At 46.1% G+C, this 20,072-nt stretch carries 19 protein-coding genes; 12 read left to right on the top strand and 7 right to left on the bottom strand.

Features of this window, described 5'->3' with window-relative positions:
* The first annotated feature begins 11 nt into the window (after positions 1-11).
* Together ACLHR0_RS14910 and ACLHR0_RS14905 are read left to right on the top strand one after the other, a co-directional pair.
* A complete protein-coding gene (locus ACLHR0_RS14910; protein ID WP_436487559.1) occupies positions 12-869 on the top strand; it encodes an AraC family transcriptional regulator in 858 nt (285 codons plus the stop codon).
* A gap of 80 nt (positions 870-949) precedes the next feature.
* Positions 950-2,074 carry an FAD-dependent monooxygenase gene (locus tag ACLHR0_RS14905; protein ID WP_436487557.1) on the top strand — a complete coding sequence of 375 codons (1,125 nt, stop codon included), beginning with the start codon at positions 950-952 and terminating at the stop codon, positions 2,072-2,074.
* Between the two features lie 5 nt (positions 2,075-2,079).
* Here the strand turns inward: ACLHR0_RS14905 and ACLHR0_RS14900 are convergent, their stop codons facing one another.
* From ACLHR0_RS14900 to gatC, 5 genes are all read right to left on the bottom strand, one after another.
* A complete protein-coding gene (locus ACLHR0_RS14900) occupies positions 2,080-2,769 on the bottom strand; it encodes a hypothetical protein (RefSeq protein WP_436487555.1) in 690 nt (229 codons plus the stop codon).
* 40 nt (positions 2,770-2,809) lie between these two features.
* Positions 2,810-3,400 (bottom strand): riboflavin synthase, encoded by a 591-nt coding sequence (locus tag ACLHR0_RS14895; RefSeq protein ID WP_436487553.1) that lies wholly within the window; start codon positions 3,398-3,400, stop codon positions 2,810-2,812.
* A 21-nt stretch (positions 3,401-3,421) separates the two neighbouring features.
* Positions 3,422-3,982, bottom strand: a complete 561-nt coding sequence (locus ACLHR0_RS14890; protein ID WP_429051168.1) for a cob(I)yrinic acid a,c-diamide adenosyltransferase — start codon at positions 3,980-3,982, stop codon at positions 3,422-3,424.
* A gap of 87 nt (positions 3,983-4,069) precedes the next feature.
* Positions 4,070-4,771 carry an ABC transporter ATP-binding protein gene (locus ACLHR0_RS14885; RefSeq protein ID WP_429051167.1) on the bottom strand — a complete coding sequence of 234 codons (702 nt, stop codon included), beginning with the start codon at positions 4,769-4,771 and terminating at the stop codon, positions 4,070-4,072.
* A 5-nt stretch (positions 4,772-4,776) separates the two neighbouring features.
* Entirely contained in the window at positions 4,777-5,067 is a 291-nt protein-coding gene (gene gatC, locus ACLHR0_RS14880) for an Asp-tRNA(Asn)/Glu-tRNA(Gln) amidotransferase subunit GatC (RefSeq protein WP_079470697.1), read from the bottom strand.
* A gap of 185 nt (positions 5,068-5,252) precedes the next feature.
* Here gatC and trpS point away from each other — a divergent pair, with 185 nt between their 5' ends.
* The 10 genes from trpS (at position 5,253) to ACLHR0_RS14830 (ending at position 19,089) form a co-directional block, all read left to right on the top strand.
* Entirely contained in the window at positions 5,253-6,260 is a 1,008-nt protein-coding gene (gene trpS / locus ACLHR0_RS14875; protein WP_436487551.1) for a tryptophan--tRNA ligase, read from the top strand.
* 48 nt (positions 6,261-6,308) lie between these two features.
* Positions 6,309-6,944 (top strand): deoxynucleoside kinase, encoded by a 636-nt coding sequence (locus tag ACLHR0_RS14870; protein ID WP_079470695.1) that lies wholly within the window; start codon positions 6,309-6,311, stop codon positions 6,942-6,944.
* Positions 6,945-7,316: 372 nt separating this feature from the next.
* Entirely contained in the window at positions 7,317-8,111 is a 795-nt protein-coding gene (locus ACLHR0_RS14865) for a hypothetical protein (RefSeq protein WP_436487549.1), read from the top strand.
* Between the two features lie 90 nt (positions 8,112-8,201).
* Positions 8,202-10,277: a ComEA family DNA-binding protein gene (locus ACLHR0_RS14860; protein WP_436487547.1), complete on the top strand. Its 2,076-nt coding sequence runs from the start codon at positions 8,202-8,204 to the stop codon at positions 10,275-10,277.
* Between the two features lie 693 nt (positions 10,278-10,970).
* Positions 10,971-14,177, top strand: coding sequence for a SusC/RagA family TonB-linked outer membrane protein (locus tag ACLHR0_RS14855; protein WP_429051161.1), 3,207 nt, complete (start codon positions 10,971-10,973; stop codon positions 14,175-14,177).
* Between the two features lie 19 nt (positions 14,178-14,196).
* Positions 14,197-15,684, top strand: coding sequence for a SusD/RagB family nutrient-binding outer membrane lipoprotein (locus ACLHR0_RS14850; protein WP_429051160.1), 1,488 nt, complete (start codon positions 14,197-14,199; stop codon positions 15,682-15,684).
* 24 nt (positions 15,685-15,708) lie between these two features.
* Positions 15,709-16,206, top strand: coding sequence for a lipid-binding protein (locus ACLHR0_RS14845; RefSeq protein ID WP_436487545.1), 498 nt, complete (start codon positions 15,709-15,711; stop codon positions 16,204-16,206).
* Positions 16,207-16,288: 82 nt separating this feature from the next.
* Positions 16,289-16,603: a DUF3467 domain-containing protein gene (locus tag ACLHR0_RS14840; protein WP_079470689.1), complete on the top strand. Its 315-nt coding sequence runs from the start codon at positions 16,289-16,291 to the stop codon at positions 16,601-16,603.
* Between the two features lie 11 nt (positions 16,604-16,614).
* A complete protein-coding gene (locus ACLHR0_RS14835; protein WP_436487544.1) occupies positions 16,615-17,688 on the top strand; it encodes an Ldh family oxidoreductase in 1,074 nt (357 codons plus the stop codon).
* A gap of 78 nt (positions 17,689-17,766) precedes the next feature.
* The gene (locus tag ACLHR0_RS14830) at positions 17,767-19,089 is read left to right on the top strand and encodes an aspartate kinase (RefSeq protein WP_370912172.1); all 1,323 of its coding nucleotides are present in this window, start codon (positions 17,767-17,769) and stop codon (positions 19,087-19,089) included.
* Between the two features lie 48 nt (positions 19,090-19,137).
* Here ACLHR0_RS14830 and ACLHR0_RS14825 read toward each other — a convergent pair whose 3' ends face one another.
* Both ACLHR0_RS14825 and parS read right to left on the bottom strand, forming a co-directional pair.
* Positions 19,138-19,596, bottom strand: coding sequence for an RES family NAD+ phosphorylase (locus tag ACLHR0_RS14825; RefSeq protein WP_429051155.1), 459 nt, complete (start codon positions 19,594-19,596; stop codon positions 19,138-19,140).
* Positions 19,597-19,613: 17 nt separating this feature from the next.
* The gene (gene parS, locus ACLHR0_RS14820) at positions 19,614-20,069 is read right to left on the bottom strand and encodes a type II RES/Xre toxin-antitoxin system antitoxin (protein WP_370912174.1); all 456 of its coding nucleotides are present in this window, start codon (positions 20,067-20,069) and stop codon (positions 19,614-19,616) included.
* Between the last annotated feature and the right edge of the window lie 3 nt (positions 20,070-20,072).

Below are 20,072 nucleotides of genomic sequence, written 5' to 3'. Positions count from 1 at the left end.
CACAACAAGCAATGCCAAAAAAACTAAGATCCATTCCTGTAAATCATTTCGGAGGTGAATATCATCCAGGTATTTCCATTGAGCGGATATCTCTTAAAGATTTCCCCGGTTTCGAAGGAGAGGAACAATCTGAGCGGCATGATCGTCATTCATTTCACTTACTTGAGGAAGGCGCCATTACGATCGAAATTGATTTTCAAAAGTATGAAATCCAGTCTCCGTCTATCATCTACATGCACCCAAATCAGGTACACCGTATAATAACATTTGAAAATGTAGAAGTCAGCACCTGGGCCATCAATAATGTAGATATTAACCCTGAATATCTCCGATTATTAGAAGACATTACACCCACAAAACCATTATCCTTAAATAAAGAAACGTATTCCATTATTTCCGAAGCCGTATCACTTTGCCTGAAATTTTCAAAACGAACAAGCGACAAACTATATCACTCCTTGCTGAAAGATAGCTGTAATGCACTGGTCGCATTGGTGGTGTCCCTGTATTTAGAACAATCTACACCAATAGAGAAATTTCCGCGCTTTGAATTGGTTACAAAAGCCTTCAGGGAAGCATTGGAGCATAATTTTACCACTGACAAACGCCCGGCAGCCTACGCCCAAAAACTAAATATATCCACACCTTACCTGAACGAATGTGTCAAAAATACAACGGGCCATTCTGTATCGCATCACATACAGCAACGTGTTATTTTAGAAGCAAAACGTTTACTCTACCATTCCGGTAAATCGGTAAAGGAAATCGCTACCGCATTAGGGTATGATGATTACCCTTATTTTTCGCGGCTATTTACCAAAATCACAGGAATAACCCCTTTAGCTTTCCGGAATAAAAACCTCGGTTGATCCAATATCTACTTTGTATTGTTATTTTTTCTCCCTGTTATACGATGTTCCTTTGTATGGTCAAATAAAATCGTATAAAAATGAAAATATTAAAAGATAAAAAAGTACTCGTTTCGGGTGCAAGTTTTGCCGGCCTTTCAACCGCTTATTGGATGAATAAGTTAGGTTACAAAGTAACTATTGTTGAAATCGCAAACGGCCTTAAAATGGGAGGAACGCCTGTTAACATAGAAGGGAATACTGTTGATATTGTTAAGCGTATGGGAATCTTTGAGCAAATTAAATCAACCAGATTGGAGATGGAAATGCTGGAATTTAAAAATGCAGATGATGTTACGGAAGGAACCATGATATTAAAAAGGGAAGGTGAACAACTGCGGGAAGACGAATGCGAGATTGAAAGAAACGCATTACTCAATATCTTGTTTGATACGGTGAAAAATGACGTTGAATTCATTTTCAACAACAGCATCACCGCCTTAAACGAAACAAACGACGATGTTGAAGTTACCTTTAAAGATCGCTCACAACAGGCTTTTGATTTAGTGTTCGGCTGCGACGGCATACATTCGGCGGTAAGGAAGATCTGGTTTGGCAATGAAGCGGGATACCTGCATTTTCTCGGGCAATATTTCTCTATCACCATCGTAAATAAATTGCTGATAAAGCAAAATACAACGCAATTCTATAACGTGCCTGATAAGGCAGTAATGCTAAATGCTTACAATAACAAAACTGATATAATTTTCTGCTTTCGTTCAGAGAAGGAAATTACTTACGATTATCGTGATGAAGAACAACAAAGAAAAATCATTTTGGAACAATTTCAAGAACAAAGCTGGAGAACTGCGGAATTATTGGACGAAGTAATGAATGCTACAACTTTTTACTTCGATAAGCTTTGCCAGGTAAAAATGCCATCGTGGACAAAAGGCAGGGTGGCGCTGGTGGGCGACGCAGGCTATTGTGCTTCTCCTGCTGCGGGAAAGGGCGGATCGTTGGCAATAGATGGAGCTGCCGCATTAGCGGATGCTTTTCTGCAACACAATGGAGATTTTGAATTAGCCTTCCAGGATTACAACAAAAATTTCCGTCCGTTTATTGAGGAGGTTCAGGCAGAAGCTATACGCATGGGTTTAGAAACGCTTGTTCCGGGAACCGAAGAAGCTATTCGCAAAAGAAACACGGAAGGTGTTGGTTTTTAGACCGGCTAATGTCTTCTCTTCTTTTTAAACAGGTCGTCTGTATTTTTCAAAATAAGGGAGTCTGCGTCCGGCGCCTGTTTTACTGGTATCACGGATCGCAGGTAGAGGCGGTCGTTGTGTTTGTACCAGGCTTCCACTGTTACTGATTTCAGGGTATCATTTTTTGGGAGTAATAAATCCTGTCCGATTATTTTTCCTGCGGAGGCAGCGAACCTGATGGCATTGGTATCTAACGGGAATACTTTCCCGCTGCTGAATTTTCCTTCTATATTCAGGTAGAAGCGGATATCGCGTTTTATGCTGTCGGCATAATGATTGAACCGGATAGCGGTAATGGCGGGGAGTTGCAGGGTGGTTTGATGGGAGGTGTTGTCGGGTGTAGTAACGGTAAGGGTTATACGGTATTTATCTTTTACCAGTTGTTCCCTGTTAAAACGGAGTACGCCGTTTTGTATTTGCCCGTTGCTGCTGCTAACGGTTAGTTTGTTCCAGCGGAGGTTTCCTTCCAGGAGTCCGGTAGTTTGCTGGGTGGAGCTATCGGTATAAATAATCCGGATGCCCAGGGGCGCGGTGTTGTACAATTCCGTCACAGCATCTGCATCGTAAAAGGCCACTATGCGCGCTACTTTGGCCTGTTGGGCATTTGCCGGCAGGGTGATAACAAGTAAGGTGCAGAGCAGGAGATATTTCAGCATGCGGTTTGGAATGTTTTAGCACCGGTGGACAACCGGCTGATTAATTTCTTACCGCCATTTGCCTGGCTACGTATTTACCGAGAATATCAAATTCCAGGTTTACCAGGCTGCCGGTTTTTATACTTGAGATGTTGGTAAATTCGTAGGTGTATGGAATAATGGCAACAGAGAACTCATCGTTGGTGACATTGAATACGGTGAGACTGATACCATTGAGGCAAATGCTTCCTTTTTCCACAATCAGCGCGGCGAATTCGGCAGGGTAGCGGAAGCGGTATAACCAGCTGCCATCCTGTTCCTGGCAGGAGAGGCATTCTCCTACGCTATCCACATGGCCTTGCACCAGGTGGCCATCGATGCGGCCGTTGAACACCATGGCTCTTTCGAGGTTCACGAATTGTGTAGGGGTGAGCTGGCCGAGGTTTGTTTTCTGCAGGGTTTCATCTACCGCTACGGTTTCGTAGGTATCGCCCTGGATATTGGTTACCGTTAAGCATACGCCGTTATGAGACACGCTCTGGTCTATTTTTAATTCAGCTGCCAGTGGTGTTTGTATCGTGATTACCAGGTTACTGCCTTCCTTCCTGGTGGATACTACTTCTGCTAGTGTTTCTATGATTCCTGTAAACATGCGGCAAATTTAAGCATTTTTCTACACCCGGGGTTTCCAGGGAATTTCTTCCGCGCCCAGCTTGTGCCCTGTCCAACGCGCCAGCACAAAGAGGTAATCGCTGAGGCGGTTAATATACTTGAGTACCAGCGGTTCAATGAACATATCGTGCTCCTGCATGCCTACGCAGAGGCGTTCTGTGCGGCGGCATACGCAGCGGGCGATGTGGCAGGTAGATACGGCTACATGTCCGCCGGGAAGGATGAATGATTTCATCACGGGAAGCTCTTCATTCATCTGGTCGATACTTTTTTCCAGGAGGGTGATATCGCCTTCGTGGAGGTCTGGTATTTTCAGTTTGGTTTCTTTGTCGGGGTCGCAGGCCAGTGCGGCGCCGATGGTAAAGAGGCGGTCCTGTATTTCGCGGAGCAGGCTTTTGGTGTCCGGGTCTGCGATGTAATCGTTTACCAGGCCGATATAGGAGTTGAGTTCATCCACGGTGCCATAGGCATCGATGCGGACATCGCTTTTAGGCACTTTGGTGCCGCCGATGAGGGATGTTTTGCCTTTGTCGCCCGTTTTAGTATATATTTTGAAAGACATGGGTGTTGGTGTTGATCGGTTGCAAAATACGAATAACGGCGTTACGGGAAGTATCCTGTAACGCCGTTATGCAGTAATCGAAATATTTTATGCGTGTGCTTTTTCGTTGATGCGGTCTGATTCAATGACGCCATCGCGCAGGCGTATAACGCGGCGGGCGTGATCGGCAATGTCTTCTTCGTGTGTTACCAGCACTACGGTGTTACCGGAGTCGTGGATGGCCCCGAAGATTTCCATGATTTCCACAGACGTTTTTGAGTCGAGGTTACCGGTGGGCTCATCTGCGAGGATAAGGGACGGATTATTCACCAGGGCGCGGGCGATGGCAACGCGCTGGCATTGTCCGCCGGAGAGTTCATTGGGTTTATGTTTATAGCGGTCGCCGAGGCCTACTTTTTTCAGCATGGCGATGGCTCTTTCTTCCCTGTCCTTTCTGTTGATGCCGGCGTAGATCAGTGGAATGGCCACATTTTCCAGGGCGGTGAGGCGGGGCATGAGGTTGAACTGCTGGAATACAAAGCCGATTTCCTTGCCGCGTACGATGGCCAGGTCGTTGTCTTCCATTTTGCTCACATCATGTCCGCTGAGAACGTACCTGCCGGCAGTGGGCGTGTCCAGGCATCCGAGGATGTTCATCAGGGTAGACTTTCCTGAGCCGGAGGGGCCCATGAGCGCCACATATTCATTCTTGAAAATGTCCAGCGATACGCCTTTGAGTACCGGTAATTCATTTTTACCGAGAAAATAACTTTTCCTGATTCCTTCCAGGTGTATGACGGACTTTTCCATGTGGGTTATTTCTTTATTATTTTCGGCACTTTAAAGTATTCCTCAGTGGCGGAAGGTGCGTTTTTCAGGGCCTCTTCACGGGTGATTACCGGTATTACCTTATCTTCCCTGAAAACATTATAATCATCTGTCAGGTGAAGTAATGGCTTCACATCGGTGGTATCCAGTTCATTCAGTTTCTCCACAAAGGTGATCATCCTCTGGAGGTCTCCGCGTATTTCAATCTTCTCCTGGTCGTTGAATTCCAACCTGGCCAGATCGGCCAGTTGCTGCACCAGTACGTCGTTCACTTCCATAATCAAATTAAATCAAAAGATAATGAAATATAAATGGTAAATATGATAGTATCTCAAAATTAGGGATAAACGGACAGAATAAAGTGCTTTTGATCATCTGCTTTTGGCTTTTGGCGTTTTTTTTACAAAACAGCCCGGTGTTAATGGCTGAAAGCTAAAAGCTATTCTTTAAATTGCGCCCTGTTATGGCTACTGAAAAAGAAATTGTGGTAAGCGGCATACGCCCTACCGGTTATTTGCATTTAGGCAATTATTTTGGCGCTATCCGTAATTATATCCGGATGCAGGAAGATTTTAACTGCTATTTTTTTGTGGCAGACTGGCATTCGCTGACCACCCATCCCGATCCGAAAGATCTTCCGGGGAACGTGATGCGGGTACTGGCAGAGAATATCGCATCCGGACTGGATCCTGAAAAGGTATCCCTGTATGTGCAGAGCGACGTGCCCGAAATTGCGGAATTATACCTGCTGATGAATATGCTGGCTTATGTAGGTGAGCTGGAGAAAGTACCTACTTTTAAAGATAAGGTGCGGTTGCAGCCTCAAAACGTGAACGCAGGGCTGCTTACCTACCCGGTGCTCATGAGTGTGGACATCCTGATCCAGCGCGCGGTGAAAGTGCCGGTGGGTAAGGACCAGGGACAGCACCTGGAAATGGCGCGTAACTTCGCCCAGCGTTTCAATCACCGTTATGGTGACCTGTTCCCCGAGCCGGAGGCGTTCAACTATGGCGATAGCCTGGTACGTATCCCCAGCCTGGATGGTAAAGGTAAAATGAGTAAGAGCGAGAATGAAATGGCCACGTTATACCTGGCAGACGAGGATGACATGATCATTGCCAAGCTTAAGAAAGCAAAGAGTGACAGTGGTTCCGGTGAACCCGGTTCGCCGATTCCAGAAACGGTACAAAACCTGCTGGACCTGATGAAACTGGTGTCTGCACCAGATGCGGTATCTTTCTACGAAGAAGCATGGAAGAATACCGGGACTATCCGTTTCGGGGATCTGAAAAAGCAATTGGGTGAAGACATGGTGAAGTTTATCTCTCCTATCCGTGAGCAGGCGAAAGAGTTACAGCGGGATACAGACTACCTGAAGAAGATTATGAAAGCCGGTGCAGAAAAGGCCAGAGCGAATGCGGCACAAACTTTGCAACAGGCGAAAAAACTTATTGGTATAAATTATTATTGAAAAAGTCGCCAACTGTAGCTATTTTCAGTTTTAACCACCTCACATCGCATGGCAAAACAGAATAAGATCAAACATATAGCTATCGCCGGAAACATCGGCGCCGGCAAAACCACGCTGACAGAAATGTTGTGCAGGCATTATAAATGGCATCCGCAGTATGAAGATGTGGAGCACAATCCTTATCTGAACGATTTTTATGAAGATATGCCCCGCTGGTCGTTTAACCTGCAGGTATATTTTCTGAACGGGCGCTTAAAGCAGCTGCTGGAAGTGCAGAACGGAAAAGAAACCGTTATACAGGACCGGACCATTTATGAAGACGCGCATATTTTTGCGCCCAACCTGTATGAAATGGGGTTGATGACCAAACGTGATTTTGATAATTATTTCAACTTCTTTGAAACGCTGAAAAGCATGGTGAAACCACCGGATCTGCTGATCTACCTGCAGGCATCTGTGCCTACACTGGTAGCGCAGATACAGAAGCGGGGAAGGGAGTATGAAGAAAACATCCGGCTCGACTATCTGAAACGACTGAACGAATATTACAACAACTGGATTGAGAAATACAAAGAAGGCCCGTTGCTGATCATTGATATTGATAAGAATAAATTCCCCGAGAGCGATGAAGACCTGGGCGAAATTATTTCGCGGATCGATTCACAGTTATACGGCTTGTTTTAGCGCGCGCGTAGGTTGTCTTTCTCAGGATTACGCTGATTATATTGATTTTAAGGATTTGAACATTTTGGATTTTAAATGATTTTGGGAGATGTAGGCGGATACCTGATTTTATTTTTTTGATTTTACTTTTTTTATAAATTTTTTGGGAGTTATAAGCGAAAATATCAGCTTGTATCTCCCAAAATCATTTAAAATCCAAAATGTTCAAATCCTTAAAATCAATATAATCAGCGTAATCCTGAGAAAGACAAACCTCGCGCGTTTATGTTTCATTAACACTTCTATTTTTTCCGCTGCTTATTTTTGTATTCGCCGGCAACAAGTAGTTAACCCGTTAGCCCGCGGAATTTTATTGTTAAACCCAATTCCCTGATGAAACAATTATTGTTAACCGTCTTATTCACGTGGTGGATAGCGCTGTTGTATGCACAACCATTGTTAATGCCGGTTGGAAAGAACACTGGCAGCGGCAGTTACAGCCGGCATTTCCAGCAGGTGGTATCTGCCTGGTATAATCCTGCCGGCTTATCCTGTTTATCTTCTTTTGCAGCGGGTATTTATACAGAGAACCGGTTTATGTTAAAAGAGGCTTCGTTGTATGCTGCAATGGTGGCTATTCCTGCGGGTACAGGCGCTTTCGGCGGAAGTATTACCCGGCTGGGCAATGCAGCGTGGCACCAGCAGCGGCTGAGTGGCGCGTATGGCATGCAGCTGGGAAGGCGGGCCGGTATCGGGCTGCAGTTTAATTATGAGACCACCAGTGTGCAGGGGCTGGGGACGACCGGTAACATCAGCTTTGACGGCGGAATGCTCTGGCATATCAGTGAGCAGTGGCATGGCGGCCTTCATGTGTATAAACCCGCAGACGCGTCTGTTCTATATAGTGGCGGCCTCGGTTTTGAAGCATCGCGCGATTTCCTGTTAACCGGTGAAGTGGTTTCTATGGGTGCATTTACTGCTGTCAAGGCATCGGCTTATTACCGGGTTATCCGGCAGCTGGCGCTGGAAATGGGTATTGCATCCGGTCAGGCTTATAACAGTGCGGCAGTGATATTATTCCTGAGATCCCTGCGGATAGATATCGCTGCGGGGTTTCATCCGCAACTGGGTATTACGCCCGTTACCTCATTGATATGGCAGCTTTCTCCACCACCGGTGATGGAGTGATGCGTATAAGTTTATGGACTTGTTAACCAGGCGTGGCCTTTGGTTTTACCGGAGATCACGTAGGGAAGCTAAACTTTCAATGTTATTGATATGGCAACTATCCGCTCGGCGATTTGCGGCATCACTGGTTGTTTGTTGTTGCTGCTGGGCGGGCGGAAAGCGTGGGCCCGTCAGCAGGAAGAGACGTTGCCGCAGGCAATGGAAAATAACCTTGAGAACGAAGCGGCTGGTACGGAAACGGTACCGGAGGATGATGCGCAATGGCAAACTTTAAATGCATTGGCCCGGCATAAGATACAATTGAATACAGCAGATGAAGCGACGTTGCAGTCAATAGGACTGCTCACGCCTTTACAGATCAGCCAGTTTTTGCGGTACCGCGCGCTGTTGGGAGATCTGCTCAGTATTTATGAACTACAGGCGGTGCCGGGGTTTGAACCGGATGTTATCCGGCGCGTATTGCCTTACGTAACGGTAGGCGATGACCTGGCGCCACATTATACTTTACGGGATTATACGCAGAAGGGTGATCATTCGTTCCTGCTGCGTTATGCCCGCGCAGCGGAGAAAGCAAAGGGATATCTGCATACCGATAGCACCTTACCTGCCTACAGGGGAAGTCCGGAAAAAGTGTTTATGCGTTACCGTTATAGCTTTCCCCGGTATATGAGCTGGGGGATCGTGATGGAGAAAGATGCCGGGGAAGCTTTTTTTAAAGGCGCGCAAAAGCAGGGATTTGATTTTTACAGTGCACATATTTTTATCCGGAACTACCGGAAAATAAAAGCCCTGGCATTGGGCGATTATACGGTGAATATGGGACAGGGCCTGCTGAACTGGCAGGGCCAGGCTTATGGTAAAGGAGCATCGGTGATGCAGGTAAAACGGGAAGGAGAAGTGTTGCGGCCTTACACCTCGCCGGGAGAGTTTTATTTTTTCAGGGGAGCTGCTGTTACGTTACAACAAAAACGTTGGGAGTTGACCGCCTTTGCCTCTTTCCGTAAACAGGACGCCAGTACAGACACACTGATGGACGAAGTAACGGCGGCCAGTATTATCAGCAGTGGTTACCACCGCACGGTCACAGAAGCAGCCAAACGCGGACAGGTACAACAGGTGAGCGTTGGTGGAAATATCCGCTACCAGGCTGCCCGGTGGCAGGTAGGGGGAAACGTAACCAGCCATCATTTAACGCCGGTACTTCAAAAGGAAACGGCGCCCTATAATCAGTTCGACTTTAATGGTAACCAGCTGACGGCTGCCAGTATTGATTATTCCGGCAGCTGGAAAAATGTGCACTTATTCGGGGAGGCAGCAGTAAGCAGTAACGGCAAACCTGCCCTAGTTCAGGGATTGCTGACCAGCGTAGCGCCTGCGGTGGATGTGGCTATTGCGTACCGGTATTATGATAAAGGCTACCAGTCGCTGTATGCCAAAGGATTCGGGGATGGCTACCGGACCGTTAATGAGCAGGGAATATACACGGCGGTTACCCTGAAAATAACATCCCGTTTAAAGGCGGATGCATATGCAGATGTGTTTCACTTCCCCTGGTTGAAGTACCGGAGTAATGCACCTTCTTATGGCAAGGACTTCTTTGTGCAGGGAAGCTATGTTCCCGGGAAAACAATGACCCTGTTACTTCGTTACAACTACCGGCAGGGAGCAGAGAACGTGTTGCTGCCGGAGAATCCGGTCAAAGTACCGGCAGAGGTAACGTCCAGGCACATACGTTTTCAGTGGAGTATAAAAGTAAATAAGCAATTGGACGTTAAAACCAGGATAGAATACAGCAGTTACGAAGTGGCAGGGGATATGCAGCAGGGATGGATGATTTACCAGGATGCCAGTTACCGTTTTATACATTTGCCTGTATCAATCGGCGGCAGGGTATCCCGGTTTCAGACCAGCAGTTACGATAGCAGGATATATGCAACGGAAAGCAGTGTGTTATACGAAAACGCGGTATCGCAGCTGTATGGCGAGGGCTGGCAATATTATCTCAACATAAAATGGAAAGTAAGCCGGCGGCTGGCATGCTGGGCACGTTGCCATCAGAGCCGGTATCCTGGTCAAACCCGTATTGGTAGTGGAAATGACGTTGTTGCAGGAGATAAGAAAACATTGCTTCAATTTCAGCTGCAATATTTAATAGCAGGAAAATGAAATTTTTTAGGCTGGTTATAAATTGATTATCAGTTTGTTATGGTGATAAAATTATCTGCTGTTAAAATAATGTTAAGTAGATGTATCACGATTTACTTTTTTTTTCTAACTTGTGGATGTCAACCAAAATCTAAATCTGATTTGCTTTATGAGAAAGACCTTTCTGCAAGAAAAAAAGCTTGTGATAATGGCTGTAAACCCGCAGCAGGATACTTGTCATGATTCAAATCAATAAGACACAACGAGAGACTTAGTAAGGCTTTTACCGATTTAAACTATAACAGGCACGTAACCATTCCTGAAATTGAGATCATTAGCTGTTTGTCAACAGCGAGCGAATACAACAATTTACCGACGAGAGAACACATGCTGATCTATTATTGACTTGTACAACCAAAATCAGAACTGTTTATGAAGAAAAACACTTCTCCTTTTACATAGCCGGTCGCCAATATACCTGACCGTATGTTGCGATGATTGTTTGCTGTAACTGCAGAACCGAATGGTATTCTGTATGGTTAGTCATGCTTACAAAGACATGATATGGATTTTTTATGCTATTATTTTAATGTGCTAATATGATACAACAATAAATAAAACATCTTATCCGGAAGCAGCTACCGGCAATTGTTTGCCAGGTAAGCATTTATAAGACCCGATGCATTTCTTCTTCAACCAAAATCTGAAACTTTTATGAAAAAGGGGTTCCTCCTTTTTGCCATGGTTATGGCAATCATTCACCTGGCCTACTCGCAGCAGCGACCGGTTACAGGTACCGTTAAGGGCAACGATGGCAATCCGGTTCCGTTTGCCACCATCCAGATTAAAGGCAGCACCACAGGTACCACCGCCAATGACAATGGCGTATTCAACCTGAGTGTGCCCGGTGCCGCTACCGTGCTCGTAATAAGAAGCGTTGGATATAAAGCGCAGGAAATAACCGTGGGAGAAAGTTCAAATCTCCAGGTAACACTCATTGCAGATAACAAGAACCTGCAGGAAGTAGTGGTAACTGGTTTGGGACTGGTGCGTGAAAAGAAAACCGTTGGTTACGCCACCAGTAATTTTGCTACAGAACAAATTAACAGGGTAGCGCCTGTAAGTATGATGGATGGTTTATCCGGAAAAATTGCCGGTGCTGAAATATCCACCACCAGCGGCGCTCCGGGCGCATCCAATAAAGTAATCCTCCGTGGTTATTCATCCCTGCAGGGCAACAACCAGCCACTGTATGTAGTAGATGGGGTGCCATTGAACAACGACCGTCCCGGTTCCAGCGTTGATGGAAAAGGAGTCAACAACGGTGGTTACGACTTTGGTAATAATGCCAATGACATCAACCCAAATGATATTGAAGCAATCAGCATTTTGAAAGGCGCCGCTGCCACCGCTATCTACGGTTCCAGGGCCGCCAGTGGTGTGGTATTGATCACTACCAAAAAAGGTAAGAGCGGAAAACTTAAAGTAGATGTGGCCTCTGCTGCCACTTTTTCTAATGTAGGCATGTTGCCAACCATGCAGGAAAAGTTTGGCCAGGGATGGGGCGGTACTTTTATTCTCTCAGAGAATGGTAGCTGGGGTCCGCGGTTGACCGGCGAAAACCGCGAGTGGGGCGCACCTGTTGACGGTGTGTCATTAACAAAACCATTTTCTTTTGTAGATGATAACGTACGCGATTATTTCACTACCGGTAAAGAACTGAACAACACCATTTCTATCAGCGGAGGAAATGAAACATCCACTTTCTTCCTGTCTTATGGAAATATATACAGCGATGGTATCCTGCCCACTGACGCAGATTCTTATAAAAGAAATACGTTCTCTGCAAGAGCCTCTACAAAATACGGCAGGTTCTCTGCTTCTGCTTCCTTTAACTACGTAAATAAAAATGCGAAAGCAGTATCTACCCGCAGTGAATCCGGACTCGGTTCTTCCTTGTTTGAGGATATTATCCAGATCCCGGTAGATATCAACATTTCCCAGTTTAAGGATTACAAAAACAAATATTACAACGTTGATAACTACTTCACGCCTTACGCGGAGAATCCTTACTATTCCCTGTATGAAAATGGGAATAACCTGAAAAGCAACAGGATCTTCGGAAACATTGACCTTAAATATGGTATCAATGACTGGTTAAGTGTACAATGGCGCCTTGGTGCAGATATCACCAACAGCCAGTCTAAAACCTATAAGGCGAAAAACAGGCCATCACTCGACAGCTGGAATGATGGTAATAATGTGGAAGGATCGCAACGGCAAGAGGACGTTGGTTATGTAAGGGAAAACAGCGATTACAGGGGTGAGTTCAACTCCGATCTCCTGCTCACTGCCAATAAAAAACTGAGCTCAGATTTTACTATCGATGGACTGGTAGGCTTTAACGTTAACCAGCGGGAAGGAAAAATATTCACTTCGGCTGTGAAAGGCCTCGCAATTCCCGGTTTCTATGTGATCTCCAACTCACCCAATACACCGGTGTCACAAACACAGGAATTCAGACGCAGAATTTATGGCCTTTACGGACAGGCTACCTTAGGCTTCCGCGAATACCTGTTCCTCACGGTGAATGCCCGTAATGACTGGTCGTCTACATTACCGGAAAAGAACAACAGCTATTTCTATCCTGCGGTGAATGCTGCCTTCATTTTATCAGAAGCGCTGAAGCTGGATGACCGCGGTGTTTCTTTTGCGAAACTGCGCGCCAGCTGGGGTAAAACAGGCAACGATGCTGGTCCCTATCTCACTAAAACCACCTTATCTACCGGACAGATCATAGATCTTCCATTTGGTACACTGGATTTTCCTTTTAATGGTATCCCCGGTTACACAGTAGGTGACAACATCGGTAATCCTGATCTTGCTCCTGAGTTAAGTAATGAGTATGAATTAGGTGGCGAAGTAAAATTCCTGCGGAACAGGTTGGGTTTTGATATTGCCTACTATAACAAACTCACCAAAGGGCAGATCCTGGCGGTGCCTACCACGCCGAGTTCCGGTTATGCGAGTATTACGCAAAACTTTGGTAAAGTGAGGAATAAGGGTATAGAATTATCTGTTAACATCATACCGGTAGAAACAAAAGATTTTACCTGGACCCTGAACTACACATACGCACGTAACCGCAATACAGTAGAGGAGCTTCCTGCAGGTTTGGACCAGGTAGTGCTTAATTTCGCTTACGATGCAAAATTTGTTGCACGTAAGGGAGATCCACTGGGTGTATTTTATGCACCGGTACCTGCTACCACACCGGATGGAAAAATAATTGTGGATGCTACCGGCTTGCCTAAGGCGGCAGATACCGACGGTTATTATGGTACCTCTCAGCGCGACTTTACCATGGGGCTGATAAACACACTCCGTTATAAAGATTTAACGCTGGGCTTCTCTTTCGACTGGAGAAAAGGCGGTGTGTTCTACTCTGGTACAGCTGATCTGACCTACTTCGTGGGTAACGCCTTGTTAACTACTTATAACGACAGACGTGCCTTTGTGGTGCCTAACTCTGTAATGCAGGTAGGTACGGATGCACAGGCCAAACCGGTATATGGTGAAAATACCATTCCGCTCACAGATTATAATTATGATGCTTATTGGTATCATACTACCAATAAAGGCGGCGCTTATTCACAGCGTATTATTGATAAAACTTTTTTGAAACTGCGTGATATCACGCTCTCTTACAGTTTGCCTTCATCAGCCGCCAGAAAAATTGCTGCCAGCAATCTCATGCTGACTGTTTTTGCGCGCAACCTGTTTGTGTGGACGCCGGAAGGAAATACATTCATTGATCCCGAAGTATCCAACTATGGTAATGACCTGAACAGTGAGTTTGGTGAATTCAGATCCATGCCGACTACCAGGTCTTATGGTGTTTCATTGAAGGTATCCTTCTAATCTTTTAAATTCTGATATCATGAAAACGTACAATCAATATATTCTCCTCCTACTTTCAGCAGTGCTATTGTTAGGCGCTTCCTGCAAGAAGAACCTGGATATCAACAACGATCCGAATAATCCGCCGTTAGAGAAGGCTACACCTTATGTGTTGTTCCCGCCGGCGGTAATGTCTACCATATCGTGCGCCGGCACCGATGGCGCTGTTATTGGTGGTATCTGGGCGCAATACTGGACGCAAAGCAACGCCTCCAACCAGTACAAAACAATTGATGCGTATAATATCCAGCGGACGGACTACAATGCGTTGTACACGCAGATGTTTTCAGGCGCACTGCAGGATTACAGCCTGATGCTCAAATTGTGCGACAGCCTGCACGATTATAACTTTGGTTTGATGGGAACCGTGATGAAGGCATATTCTTACCAGATACTGGTAGACCTGTACGACCAGGTGCCTTACCAGGAAGCGTTTGGCGGGTTAAACCAGCTGCAGCCGAAGTTTGACCGTGGAGATAGCATTTACTCCTGGTTGCTGAGAGACCTGGATATTGCCTTATCAAAAGATCTGACCGTTACTATCCTTGATGAGAATGCAGCACAGGATATTATCTATAAGGGAGATATGGATAAATGGGTAAAGTTTGCGAATACACTGAAACTGAAAATGTACCTGCGTATGGTGAATGTAAATCCATCACTGGCAAGAACAAAGATCATGGAGCTGATTAACAGCGGCGCTGAGTTCCTTACAGATGTAGATGCTTCTTACAGTACTTTTAAAGATGCACCGGGCCAGGACAATCCGTTATACGAATCAAATATCCGCAGCCTGAATACGACTACCAATATCCGGGCTAGTTACACCATGTTATCGTGGTTACAGAAAAATAAAGATTCGCGGATAACCAAAATATTCCGCGCGCCGGGCGCGGCAAGCGGTGTTTATTATGGCATTAACCAGGGTGATTTCACCAGTTTGTCTCCCATTTACAATAAATCTGCTATCTACAGGCAAACAGCTATTGATACTGCATACCTGATATCCAGGGCTGAAGCCAACCTGATGCTGGCAGAGGCAGATGAGCGTTATTTCGGTGGCACTAAAGCAAAAGCCTATTATGATGCAGGTGTGCAGGCCGCATTTCAGCAGCTTAAATTAAGTGCTGATACTTTCCTTCTGCCCGGAAAGGTATATGCTTACCCAACCGGAGCTACTTTTGATAAGAAGCTCGAAGCCATCATTGTACAGAAATGGGCTTCTTTCCCCGGCACACATGCGCTGGAAGGCTTCCTGGAACAAAACAGAACAGGTTATCCCAAATACAGCCCGGTATATTCCACTGATCCGTCCTACATCCCCGGCCAGCTGGTATATTCCCGTAATGGTGTTACCGGCGTTGGTAAGTTCCCTAAACGCCTGGTATTCCCGGATGTGGAAAGGAGCCGGAATAGTAATACACCAGCGGAAGTACCTATTTATCAAAAGGTTTGGTGGGCTTTATAATGTTAACGGTTTAAAATAATTACCATGAGAACAATAATGAATAAACAATATATCATAGGATTACTGCTGGTGGCTACCGTTCTTTTTTCTTCCTGTGAAAAGGATTTGCCGGAGGTAAAGAATACGCAGGTAGTGAAAATGGCCGGTACCTGGTGGGTAACCATGTCGCTCAACGGCGCCCCGCAGATCGATGGGGACCATGTGCAGATCAATACATTTAACACCACTGCCGATGATGGCAAGCAGATGTGGGTACAGGATGCAGGACTGGGATTCGACTTCCAGTCGAAGGTGGACGTGAATTTGTCTGATCTTACCTTCAGCGCCACCAACGCCAAGGACGAAAACAGTGACGCGACCGTTACCATCACTGCCGGAAAAGTTTTCCCCAACGGCGGAAAATCGAAGGGCGGGCACATAACGGACAGTATTTACATGGAACTGCAAATATCTTCCGATCCCGGCAAGAAGTACGTAGTGGCGGGTATCCTGCGTACCAAGTTCGACGAAGACGACTATTAATCCCGGTCAATCCGCTGTTTATAAAAAAAGAGGGCTCATTTGAGTCCTCTTTTTCTATTTTTGTACGGCTAAATCATACAACATGGAAAATCAGCATGAAGAACAGAATCAGCTTAACATAGAGTTGAATGAAGAAATCGCCGAGGGACAATACGCAAATCTCGCCATCATCACTCATTCCAATGCCGAATTTGTGGTAGACTTTGTGAACGTGATGCCCGGTCTGCCAAAGGCTAAGGTGAAATCCCGTATCATACTCACGCCGCAGCATGCCAAGCGTTTTATGAAAGCCATGCTTGATAATATTAAGAAATACGAATCTGTACACGGCCCCATTCAGGATCAGGAGCAGGTATCTGTACCATTGAATTTTGGCGGACCTACCGCTCAGGCCTAACTTGTTGACAGATGGAACATATTTTTTCTTATCATCATTTGAGAGAATTCACCAGGGAAGTATTTATCCACATGGGGTGCAGCCTGGAACATGCAGCCCTGGCCAGTGAAGTGCTGGTATCGGCAGATTTGAGAGGTATCGATTCTCATGGAATAGCCCGCTTATCGGGCTATGTTCGTTTATGGGAGGCTAAGCGGATCAACGCTACACCCCATATCCGGATAGTACATGAAACGCCCAGTACGGCGGTTATTGACGGAGATGCAGGCCTGGGCCTGGTAGTAGCCCCATACGCAATGGAAATAGCCATGCAGAAGGCGGCTGCCGTAGGTACCGGCTGGGTAAGTGTGAAAAACTCCAACCACTTCGGTATTGCAGGTTATCATGCTATGAAGGCACTGGACCAGGATATGATTGGTATGGCCATGACCAATGCCAGTCCGCTGGTAGCGCCTACCTTTTCCACTGTGCGTATGCTGGGTACTAATCCCATTGCAGTGGCTATTCCTGCAAAGGAGCAGCCGGCGTTTGTGGCGGATTTTGCCACCACCACTGCGGCCAACGGGAAACTGGAGATCCTGCAGCGTAAAAATGAAGAAGCTCCTTACGGATGGATCCAGGATAAAGAAGGGAACCCAAGTAACAATCCTCATGAACTCAAGAGTGGCGGGGCTTTGCTGCCTTTGGGCGGCGATCGTGAGCACGGAAGTCATAAAGGGTATTGTTTGGGAGCAATTGTTGATATATTTTCGGCCGTTCTTTCAGGCGCCAATTATGGCCCGTGGGCGCCGCCTTTTGTGAGCTTTCTCCCATTAGCGCCGGATCCGGTAGGAGAGGGCCTGGGACATTTCTTTGGCGCTATGCGTGTAGATGCGTTCCGGCCGGCAGATGAGTTCAAGGCCAATATGGATACCTGGATCAACCGCTTCCGTGCTGCAGAGCCGGTAGCCGGAAAGAAAGTATTGATCCCCGGAGATCCTGAAAGAGAAATGCAACACGAGCGGCTGGAAAAGGGTATCCCGGTAATAGCGGCAGTGGTAAAGGACATGCAGGAAGTTGCCGCTAAGTTTAATTTGAATTTTTAATTTACAATCGTTCATAAAAAACGCCCGGAATGAGGCTGATGCAGCGTTTCGGGTAGCTAAAGCAAAATATACATTCAGATGAAAGTGTTAAAATTTGGTGGAACCTCCGTGGGAAAACCAGAGCGTATGCAGTCGGTATCGCAACTGATCACAGCAGATAATGATCAGAAAATTGTGGTCCTGTCTGCACTGTCAGGCACCACAAATTCCCTCGTGGAAATCAGTCAGTCGCTGTCAGAAGGTAAGAAGGAACAGGCAAAACAGCAGATAGACAAGCTGGAAAGCCACTACCGGAACTTTTGCAACGACCTGGTGAAGAAGGAAGCCGGCCGCGCAAATGCCAAGGCTATTGTTGATGAACACTTCGAATTTCTGAACATCATCCTGAAGATATCTTTCAATGAAGCACTGAATAAAGATATCCTTGCACAGGGAGAATTATTGTCTACACGTCTTTTTGGCGTATATCTCGAAGAAGCCGGAATTCCTGCGGTATTGTTACCTGCGTTGGATTTCATGAGCATCGACGAATACGAAGAACCGGAAATTCCAAAGATTAAAATTAAACTGGCTAACCTGATCAGCCAGCATAAAGGCCAGCGTATTTTTATTACCCAGGGATATATTTGCCGCAATGCCAGAGGCGAAGTGGATAACCTGAAACGTGGTGGCAGTGATTACTCCGCATCCCTGATCGGCGCGGCTATCCAGGCAGATGAAGTCCAGATCTGGACAGATATCGACGGTATGCACAACAACGATCCGCGGGTGGTGAACAAAACCTTTCCGATCGAGCAGCTGTCATTTGACGAAGCAGCGGAACTGGCCTACTTCGGCGCCAAGATCCTTCACCCTGCTTCTATCTGGCCTGCACAGCACTTCAATATCCCGGTGAAACTGCTGAATACCATGCAACCCGAAGCAAAAGGTACCATCATTACCGAAATGCCTAACGGCAACGGTGTGAAGGCTATCGCGGCAAAAGACGGCATCATTGCTATTAAGATCAAGTCGAGCCGCATGTTGCTGGCGTACGGCTTCCTCCGCAAGATTTTTGAGATATTTGAGAAATACCGCACCCCGATCGATATGATCACCACTTCGGAAGTAGCGGTATCTATCACCATCGATAACCAGCAGTACCTCGATCAGATCCTGAAAGAGCTGCAACCGTTTGGTACCGTGGAACTGGATTATCATCAGACAATCGTTTCCATTGTTGGTAACGAAGTGGCGGCTACTCCTTCCATTATCACCAAATTATTTGATGCGATAGAAGAAATTCCTTTACGCATGATTTCCTATGGTGGCAGCAGGCATAATATTTCTATCCTGATCAATGGTCAGTTTAAAGAGAAAACATTGCAGGTGCTGAATAAGGGCTTATTTGGCCTGGAATAGAAAAAAGCTTCAGATAAAAAAAGCAGCGGAGATTACTTCGCTGCTTTTTTATTTTTTTAACCGCTGATCAAATACAAACGGCTGTGTATTCAGGATGGTAATATTTGTCGCGTCCGGATGCAGCGGGTTGATCAGGTAGTTATATTCATCTGCAATTACTACAGATGGAATCCGGAGCACTGCGTACTTAGCCGTATCTATCCACTCATCTCCAATGCATTGCAGCTCCGGTGAGGGCGCCAGTGATTGCCAGCCGGATGGCAGATCATGTTTGGTAAGTACTTTGATGGCGATATCATCGGGAATCTGCAGGGTAGCAATGCAGAAATCCTGTACTATGTTTTTCAGCGGAATGTGCACCAGTACTTCCAGCGCCGATAACGCCCGGCTGCCGGCAGTATACACAATAGCATGCCCCGGGCTGTTCCAGCGGCCGCCATACAGGCGCGCACCTGTTCCACTAAGATCATTGATGTAAGCGCACTTACTGATCCTGTATACTTCCATGTTAATGGTTTCGTAAATTATGCAAAGATGCCATGTTCAATGCGCCCCAGCTCATCCTGGATAAGCTGAAACCCAAAGGTGGTATCTAACAGCGAAATAGGGGTTTGATAGTTGAAGGCAGGTAACGGAGTTCTCATCCATTCCTTGAAGTTTTCCAGCTGGCCGAATACTTCGGTACCACGCTGGTAAAGCTGAGAGAGTAAAATGGCACGTTCAGACGTGTCGGCAGACAATTTCTCGTCGTCTGCATAGCGCTGCAGCGTTCTTTCTGACACATGTACTACCTGCGCCAGTTCTGATAAAGAAAAAGACAGCTGCCTGCTCAGATTCAATAAAGCTCTTTTAATAATTCCACTGCGGGAAAGCTGTATAAAATCAAAGTAGCCACTGCTGGCAATATACGCCGCTCCTCCTGGCTGTTCTACTATTAATAATGCATTTTCCTGCACGCGGTATCCTTTTACATGTTTCATATA

Source organism: Chitinophaga sp. ARDCPP14, from assembly GCF_051362515.1.
GTDB lineage: Bacteria > Bacteroidota > Bacteroidia > Chitinophagales > Chitinophagaceae > Chitinophaga.
The sequence above is the reverse complement of the archived record's forward strand: the minus strand, read 5'-3'. Positions and strand labels throughout refer to the sequence as shown.

What these genes read in the sequence shown, in the direction of transcription:
- gatC (WP_079470697.1), bottom strand. Translation starts at nt 5,067, where the DNA reads ATGGAAGTGAACGACGTACTGGTGCAGCAACTGGCCGATCTGGCCAGG.
- ACLHR0_RS14870 (WP_079470695.1), top strand. Translation starts at nt 6,309, where the DNA reads ATGGCAAAACAGAATAAGATCAAACATATAGCTATCGCCGGAAACATC.
- ACLHR0_RS14865 (WP_436487549.1), top strand. Translation starts at nt 7,317, where the DNA reads ATGAAACAATTATTGTTAACCGTCTTATTCACGTGGTGGATAGCGCTG.
- ACLHR0_RS14860 (WP_436487547.1), top strand. Translation starts at nt 8,202, where the DNA reads ATGGCAACTATCCGCTCGGCGATTTGCGGCATCACTGGTTGTTTGTTG.
- ACLHR0_RS14855 (WP_429051161.1), top strand. Translation starts at nt 10,971, where the DNA reads ATGAAAAAGGGGTTCCTCCTTTTTGCCATGGTTATGGCAATCATTCAC.
- ACLHR0_RS14905 (WP_436487557.1), top strand. Translation starts at nt 950, where the DNA reads ATGAAAATATTAAAAGATAAAAAAGTACTCGTTTCGGGTGCAAGTTTT.
- ACLHR0_RS14840 (WP_079470689.1), top strand. Translation starts at nt 16,289, where the DNA reads ATGGAAAATCAGCATGAAGAACAGAATCAGCTTAACATAGAGTTGAAT.
- parS (WP_370912174.1), bottom strand. Translation starts at nt 20,069, where the DNA reads ATGAAACATGTAAAAGGATACCGCGTGCAGGAAAATGCATTATTAATA.
- trpS (WP_436487551.1), top strand. Translation starts at nt 5,253, where the DNA reads ATGGCTACTGAAAAAGAAATTGTGGTAAGCGGCATACGCCCTACCGGT.
- ACLHR0_RS14890 (WP_429051168.1), bottom strand. Translation starts at nt 3,982, where the DNA reads ATGTCTTTCAAAATATATACTAAAACGGGCGACAAAGGCAAAACATCC.
- ACLHR0_RS14845 (WP_436487545.1), top strand. Translation starts at nt 15,709, where the DNA reads ATGAGAACAATAATGAATAAACAATATATCATAGGATTACTGCTGGTG.
- ACLHR0_RS14885 (WP_429051167.1), bottom strand. Translation starts at nt 4,771, where the DNA reads ATGGAAAAGTCCGTCATACACCTGGAAGGAATCAGGAAAAGTTATTTT.
- ACLHR0_RS14895 (WP_436487553.1), bottom strand. Translation starts at nt 3,400, where the DNA reads ATGTTTACAGGAATCATAGAAACACTAGCAGAAGTAGTATCCACCAGG.
- ACLHR0_RS14850 (WP_429051160.1), top strand. Translation starts at nt 14,197, where the DNA reads ATGAAAACGTACAATCAATATATTCTCCTCCTACTTTCAGCAGTGCTA.
- ACLHR0_RS14910 (WP_436487559.1), top strand. Translation starts at nt 12, where the DNA reads ATGCCAAAAAAACTAAGATCCATTCCTGTAAATCATTTCGGAGGTGAA.
- ACLHR0_RS14825 (WP_429051155.1), bottom strand. Translation starts at nt 19,596, where the DNA reads ATGGAAGTATACAGGATCAGTAAGTGCGCTTACATCAATGATCTTAGT.
- ACLHR0_RS14835 (WP_436487544.1), top strand. Translation starts at nt 16,615, where the DNA reads ATGGAACATATTTTTTCTTATCATCATTTGAGAGAATTCACCAGGGAA.
- ACLHR0_RS14900 (WP_436487555.1), bottom strand. Translation starts at nt 2,769, where the DNA reads ATGCTGAAATATCTCCTGCTCTGCACCTTACTTGTTATCACCCTGCCG.
- ACLHR0_RS14830 (WP_370912172.1), top strand. Translation starts at nt 17,767, where the DNA reads ATGAAAGTGTTAAAATTTGGTGGAACCTCCGTGGGAAAACCAGAGCGT.